At 60.9% G+C, this 6,735-nt stretch carries 5 protein-coding genes and 1 tRNA gene; 1 reads left to right on the top strand and 5 read right to left on the bottom strand.

Annotation, left to right across the window (positions count from 1 at the left end):
- Window positions 1-293: 293 nt before the first annotated feature.
- The 5 genes from VFU66_RS07025 to VFU66_RS07005 all read right to left on the bottom strand — a co-directional run bounded on the left by VFU66_RS07025 (window position 294) and on the right by VFU66_RS07005 (window position 6,148).
- The gene (locus VFU66_RS07025; protein WP_326445530.1) at window positions 294-866 is read right to left on the bottom strand and encodes a 3-hydroxyacyl-CoA dehydrogenase NAD-binding domain-containing protein; all 573 of its coding nucleotides are present in this window, start codon (window positions 864-866) and stop codon (window positions 294-296) included.
- Window positions 863-1,048, bottom strand: a complete 186-nt coding sequence (locus VFU66_RS07020; RefSeq protein WP_326445529.1) for a hypothetical protein — start codon at window positions 1,046-1,048, stop codon at window positions 863-865. The genes VFU66_RS07025 and VFU66_RS07020 overlap by 4 nt, the downstream gene beginning before the upstream one ends.
- 79 nt (window positions 1,049-1,127) lie before the next feature.
- The gene (gene malQ / locus VFU66_RS07015) at window positions 1,128-2,684 is read right to left on the bottom strand and encodes a 4-alpha-glucanotransferase (RefSeq protein ID WP_326445528.1); all 1,557 of its coding nucleotides are present in this window, start codon (window positions 2,682-2,684) and stop codon (window positions 1,128-1,130) included.
- 125 nt (window positions 2,685-2,809) lie between these two features.
- Window positions 2,810-4,783, bottom strand: coding sequence for a peptidyl-prolyl cis-trans isomerase (locus VFU66_RS07010; protein ID WP_326445527.1), 1,974 nt, complete (start codon window positions 4,781-4,783; stop codon window positions 2,810-2,812).
- A 222-nt stretch (window positions 4,784-5,005) separates the two neighbouring features.
- A complete protein-coding gene (locus VFU66_RS07005; RefSeq protein WP_326445526.1) occupies window positions 5,006-6,148 on the bottom strand; it encodes a BON domain-containing protein in 1,143 nt (380 codons plus the stop codon).
- Between the two features lie 202 nt (window positions 6,149-6,350).
- Here VFU66_RS07005 and VFU66_RS07000 point away from each other — a divergent pair.
- Window positions 6,351-6,427, top strand: a tRNA-Met gene (locus tag VFU66_RS07000).
- The last annotated feature ends 308 nt before the right edge of the window (window positions 6,428-6,735 follow it).

Here is a 6,735-nt window from a genome sequence, read left to right as displayed (position 1 = left end):
TGCGACAGGTTTCGCCGCTGCCCTGAGCGAAACCCTTCGCCCAGACCAATCAGCAGCAGCAACGAAGCCACGCCCCAGGCGATACCGAACATCGTCAGAAACGAGCGCAGCTTATTGGCCGCAATCGAGCGGAACACCTGGGAAAAGATGTCGACGAGGGCACGCATCGCAGTGAATGGACTTCTGCTCACCCTTTCTGGTACGCAAATTTGCAGTCCCAGTTCCCTATTCTGAACCTGTTGCCGCTGACCCCGCCATCACCCTGACTGGTCAGATATCTGGTTAGACACCGCTCAGAGCGATTTCCGCGTCAGGTTCTTCATCAGGACCGGCACATCCGGGTCCGGCTCCATCCGTGGCTCTGCACCGAATGCGCGCAGAAGGTCGCCCACCACCCTGAGCGTCTCCGGCAATACGCCATCGGGATACAGCACACGCACCGACTCCGCACCGCCAAGCCTGCCGCGCACGGCCACACACCGCTCCGGACGATAGACGCAGGAGGCCAGGTCGGTGATGCTCATCGCCTCGCTCGGCGTGCAGATGATCGTCTTCGGCGGGGCCATGCGGTCGATCAGACTGAAGATCTCCAGCTTCGACTCCAGTTCGTCCGGCACAAAGTCCACGGCCACGTCCGCGTCACGAACGGCATCTTCCACCGTCCGCGCCAACTCCAGCCGCCCGGCCGCGTCGCCGAGGTCGGCAAACTCTGCCTCGGCCCGGCGCAGATTCGAGGGCATCACATCTTCGAGCACCACGTCGAATCCCGCCGCCGCACAGGCCAACGCAAAGCCGCGCCCCGCGACCCCAGCTCCGATGACAGCAATCGTGCGGACCCGTGAAGGCTGCCCGCCAGCCTCACTCACTTCTTTCCCGCAATCGCCGCGAGCACCGTATCGTAGCTCGGCTCCGCGTGCCGGATGTGGTCCGCCACCCGCTGCCGTTCGTCCTCGGTCAGCGACGGCAGCACCGCCAGAATCCTGCGCAGTGTGACAGAGATGTCGTCCACATAGTTCATCGTGCGAATGGCTTCACCGGAAAGAGGCATCGTTTCTCCTGAACATCTGAATATCAACCACTAGTCTAACTGTTCGGCACGGGCTCTGCTCGTGCTGGGCCACTCCCACTCATTCTGCGGGCTTGCCCGCCTCGCCGCTGCTTGGAGCAACATAGCCGTCGCGGTCGGTCATCTCCATCAGAGATGCCAATTTCGTCGCAAAGTCAGGATGTAATGCGTCGAGACGGTAGCGCCACGTCCAGTTTCCCGCGCCGGCCGCGGGTGTGTTCATGCGCGCTTCGCTGCCCAGGTGCAGCACGTCCTGCATGGGAAAGATGCACAGGTTCGCCACAGAGCGCGCCGCCGTGCGCATCATCGCCCACACAATCTCGCCGTCATGCTCCACGGTTTGCAGATACGTCTGCGCATTCGCTCGCTCCGTCTCGCTGGTGTCATGCTGCCACCAGCCGAGCGTTGTGTTGTTGTCGTGCGTACCCGTGTACACCACCGTGTTGGGCACAAAACGGTGCGGCAGATAGAGATGACTGCCACGATCGGAGAACCCAAACTGCAAGATCCGCATCCCCGGCATTCCGAAGTGCTCGCGCAGCTCATCGACCTCCGGCGTAATCAGTCCGAGGTCTTCCGCGATGAACGGCAGGCTGCCGAAGACCTCTTTGAGTCGCTGAAAGAGCTCATGCCCCGGTGCCTTCACCCACTGTCCATGCACCGCCGTCTCTTCCTCCGCGGGAATCGACCAGTACGCCTCGAAGCCGCGAAAGTGGTCCAGGCGAATTGAGTCATAGAGCGAAAGCGCACGGCGAATCCGCGCCACCCACCAGTCGAATCCGCGCTCTCTAAGCAGTCCCCACCGATAGAGCGGATTTCCCCATCGCTGGCCAGTCTTTGAAAAATAGTCCGGCGGTACGCCCGAGACACGCAGCGGGCGCCGCTCCTCATCCAATTCGAAGACTTCAGGGTGCGTCCACGCATCGGCGCTGTCGTAGCTTACAAAGATGGCCACATCGCCCAGCACGCGAATCTTGCGCTCCGCGCAGTAGCCGCGCAGCTCGCACCACTGTTCGTTGAAGAAGAACTGCACCGCCTGCTCGACTTCGAGCTCGCGTCCGTGCGAGTTCAGCACCGCCGTCAGCGCATCATGGTTGCGCAGCGCATGTTCCGCCGGCCACTCATTCCAACTCACATATCCATGCATGCGCCGCAGCACATTGAACATCGCATAGTCCGGCAGCCACGAGATATTGTCCTTGCAAAACTTCTGGAACCGAGCCCGCTTCTCGTCCGGTGCGCGGTCGAGAAAATTTCCCGCCGCCTCTTCCACCAGCGGCAGCTTCAGCCGAGTCGCCGCATCGAAGTCCGCTGGACCTTCATGTCCAGGCAACCCGGCTATCCTGTCCCAGGCAATCCATCCCTCTTGAGCCAGCTTCTCCAGACTGATAAAAAGCGGGTTTCCCGCAAATGCAGACAGCGCCGAGTACGGCGAGTTCCCATAGCCCGTCGGACTCAGCGGCAGCACCTGCCAAAGCCGCTGCTTTGCCGCCGCCAGAAAATCCACAAACCCATAAGCCGCAGGCCCGAAGTCGCCTACGCCGCCATACGAAGGAAGCGAAGTGACATGCAGCAAGACTCCCGATAATCGCTCCTGATTCAGCCCATCCCCGCTCATCGCTCCCCCATGCACTTGTATGATGCCAGAATTCTGCTCTGTACGCAGACGTACTCATCATTGTTGGCCAAAAGCAAAAACGCCCGAGGCCGAAGCCCCGGGCGCTTTTCCGACTACCGACTCGCCTAGCTTCCCGACGGCAGACTCGGCTGCGTCTGCGAACCCTTCGCATAGCGGATCGCGCCGCTCTTCTGATACTGCTCCATCAGGTTGCCGACATAGACGCGGAAGATTTCATCATCCTGCGCGGCAAGCAGTTGCTCGCGCGTCTTATCGAAGTTCTTCTGCACGTCCTCGGGCGTCGGCTCCTGCTTGTCCAGCACGGTCAGCACGACTCCCACGCGGCCAGCATTGATCGGCCCGGAGATAGCGCCCTTGGCCAGCGTGAACGCCGAGGCTCCCGGACCGCTCATCGCGCCCAGATCAGGAACCTGTGCATCCTTGCCAACCAGGTCGCTGGTCTTCACCGGAACGTTCATTTCGGCGGCAGCCTTACGCAGATCGCCCAGCGCCTTTGCCCGGTCTGCCAGCTTGTTCAACTGCGTGCTCAGCAGCGCGGGCACCTGCTGCTCGCGGTAATCATCAAGAATATGCTGCTTGTAGTCGGCGAAGTCAGGAGCGTGGGCAGGCTTCACGTCCACCACCTGAAACACGGCGTATCCGTCGCCGGTCGTCACCGCGGCGGGTGCTGCATCCTTGGTCGTGACGAAGGCCTGCGTCAACAGCGCGGCGCCGTCAGCCAACCCCGCAATCACACCATCCTTCCCGACGTAGTCCGTCGTCACCACGTGCAGACCACGCGACGCCGCAGCCTTGTCCAGGCCATTCTTCTTCGCGTCCGCTGCCAGCGTCGTTGCAAATCCCTGCTCCGCCGCTCCAGCCTTCTGCTGCTCCAGAACCGGCACAATCTCTGCCTTCACCTCGCTCAGCGGCTTGGTATGCGCGGTCTCCTTCTGCTCGGTCTGAATGATGTGGTAGCCAAACTGCGACCGCACCAGGTCGGAAGTCTGCCCCGGAGCAAGCGCCAGCGCGGCCTTCGCATACGCCGGATCCAAACCTGCGGCAGGCATCATCGGCAACTCGCCGCCCTGGTCTTTGCTGCCCGGGTCGTCCGAATACTTCTTCGCCAACTCGGCAAAATTGCCGCCAGCCTTGATCTGCTTCAGCACGTCCTGGGCCTTCGCCTTGGCCGTCGCGTCGGCCTTCGCGTCCGCCCCAGCGGGAACCGCAATCAAGATGTGCCGCGTCTTTACCTGGTCCTTCACCTCGTACTGGTCCAGATGCTGGTTGTAGTAGGCCTGCACCTCGGCGTCCGTCACCTGAGGCTTGCCACCGGGCAGATTCGAGGCGTCAAACGCAACGTACTCAATCTTCCGCGTCTCCGGCATCGCCGTTGCGTACCGGGCCTTGCTCTGCTCGAAGAACTTCTGCAAGTCGGCATCCGAAGGATTGATCGTCTTGGCCAGGTCGTCCGACGAGATGACGGCGTAGTCGAACTTCACCTTGGTGCCGTCAGCCATGTAAGCCTCGCGCACGGCCTTGTCGGAAACCGAAGCTCCACCGGTAATCAGCGCCTGCAACCGGCTGATCTCCATGTCGCTCTTTACCTGCGACTCGAAATCGCTGCGACTGATCTGGAACGCGCTCTGCACGAAGTTCATGTAGCCTTCGTCGCCAATGTACTTGCCGTTCGGGAAAAGGTACTGCGCAAACGGCCCGGTCTCCAACTCCTGACGGAGGTCGTCGTCGCTCACTTGCAGGTGCAGGCGGTCAGCCTCGTTCTTCAGAATGGCGCGCTGCACCAGCGCCTGTCCTGCTCGCTGCGTCACGTAGGGCATCAGGAAATCAGGCAGCCGCTGCTGCTGCAACTGCCGCGCAGCCAGTTGGTTCACGTCGGTCATTTTGATAGGCGTGCCGCTGCCGAACCGGCCAAAGAAACCCGGCTCATGCACGGTCGCAAAAACGCTCGCGTCGTTCACCTCAGCGTTGTCAAAGATTCCGGGTACCAGCGTAATCACCATCGTTATCGTCGCCAGACTGATAATGACGATGAAGACAATCTTCATGAAGCGGCTGTCTTGCTGCAGAGTACGAATCATTCTGTCTAAAAACCTTCACTTCGCGGTCGCCGCTCGCACCGGCGTGCGGACGAATGCCCGGGATTTTGCTCTGCACGGAGCAAGTCCGGCAACCGCCGGAACCCGCGCCACGCATTTTGCAGGGCAAGCTATAAGTATAAATCAGCAAAGGGCCAGGTCACACAAAGACATGCGCGCCATGAACATCCAGCGACATGGCGCCTTGCGCAAAGCCCTGCTCGCTTACCACCAGTACGGATAAGGACGGTAGTAAGGCCCGTAGTAGTACGGCGGAGGCGGATACCGCCGCTGCATCCTGGGAGTCGCTCCTACCGGAACGCCTGCTCCAAGCCTGTCCAGTTCGGCCTGCGAGACCGTCGTCAGCTCGGCAGGCTGCGTCAGGCGAAACGCAACAATGCCCTCGGAGGGCACCTGCGCCTCACCGCGCCGCGATGCCGACGAAACGCCCAGTCCAGCCACTCCGCCAACACCGGCGCCAACCGCCGCGCCCGCACCGCCCCCGGCTACCGCGCCGATCATCGCACCCACGGCCCCGAGTCCAACTGTGTTGCTGACGGTTTGCCCCGTCTTATCGATGCCATGCTGCGTCCATTCATTGGAAACCAACGGATAAGTCTGTCCGCCCAGCGTCAGCTCCGTCAACTGCAACATCAAAGCGCCACGCCCCTTGAATTCGCCGGCCCGATGAACATCCACGACTTTGCCCTGAATTGCAGCCCCACGCGGTATCGCCACCGAACCGCCTGCTACCACGTCATTCAAAACCACACCATCGAACACCGTGCCCACTGCTGTATGCTCGCTGTCCAGTTCTTCGTTGATCCGCACGCGCAGCAGTGCTCCGCTCGGAACCGTCACCGCGTCCCCGCCTCGCTGCTCCACATAAGGACGGTGCGCATACCCCCGTGGCCCATACTCAGGCTGTAGTGGAGGAGGCGCAGTGCGCGTCACCGGAGCTGAAGCAGTTGGGGGAGCTGGCGGCGCGGGCGGTTGCGCCGGAGCCGGAGCCTGCGCCGCGCCAGATGACGCCATCCTCCCATCCGATTGCAGGTTTGGATTCGTCCCCTCCTCAGCATTCGCACTCTGCGCCACCGCGGCCGGATCGACAGTCATCTCATCCACAACTTTCTTTACGTCCACAGTATTCGATACCACCTTCTCGGCCAGATCGCGCGAAGCCTCGTCCTTCACTGATCCGGTCAGAGTTACAGTCCCGTAGACAGTAGTCGATTTAATCGGCTGGTTCATCAACTCCGGCGCATTCGCCAACGCCTTAAGCACATTCGCCTCAATCTGCGCGTCCGACACGGTCCCCGGAGAACTCTGGGCGAACCCCGCTCCTGAAACCGTGAGCAGCCCAGCCATAAAGATGCTCCATAAAGCGTTGCCCTTCATACTTCTCCTCCAACCCGGCCACACGCGCGAAACCGCCGTGCGCGAAGCTCCTTGTTGATTGCAGACGCAATTTCCAGCAAAAAGTTACGGTTACGCAACCAGGTGCAACCTCACGAAAATTGGCACACGGTGCAGAATTGACCCACACTACAAATCAAAGCTATATTAGTACTGCGGGGTGGAGCAGCCCGGTAGCTCGTTGGGCTCATAACCCAAAGGTCGCAGGTTCAAATCCTGCCCCCGCAACCATTTAGGTCATCCGGCCAACCGGATTTCAACCCAATGAGGGCGCCCCAGCAGGCGCCCTTTCCGGCTATTGGGACGCATACCGAAGCGACCTTCTTTCAAGATCGGACCCGCAGGCTGTTCTGCGGTTCATTTCTTAAACCAGCCCCTGCCGCATGTGTTTTTCCACAGGCCTTCGGCTCCGAACGCCTTTTGCGCCGGCAACGCGCGGAAGAAGATTCCTCCGTGCATGGCTGGCTTTACCTGTGCTAATCTTCATCGTTCATTCATCTTGAGACAGAAAGTTGCCTCTCGTGCCGTTCAGCCGATTC

The organism is Edaphobacter sp., assembly GCF_035763405.1.
GTDB lineage: Bacteria > Acidobacteriota > Terriglobia > Terriglobales > Acidobacteriaceae > Edaphobacter.
The sequence above is the reverse complement of the archived record's forward strand: the minus strand, read 5'-3'. Positions and strand labels throughout refer to the sequence as shown.

Excerpts from the sequence above, each read along its gene's own strand:
- malQ (WP_326445528.1), bottom strand. The coding sequence starts at position 2,684 with ATGAGCGGGGATGGGCTGAATCAGGAGCGATTATCGGGAGTCTTGCTG.
- VFU66_RS07010 (WP_326445527.1), bottom strand. The coding sequence starts at position 4,783 with ATGATTCGTACTCTGCAGCAAGACAGCCGCTTCATGAAGATTGTCTTC.
- VFU66_RS07005 (WP_326445526.1), bottom strand. The coding sequence starts at position 6,148 with ATGGCTGGGCTGCTCACGGTTTCAGGAGCGGGGTTCGCCCAGAGTTCT.
- VFU66_RS07020 (WP_326445529.1), bottom strand. The coding sequence starts at position 1,048 with ATGCCTCTTTCCGGTGAAGCCATTCGCACGATGAACTATGTGGACGAC.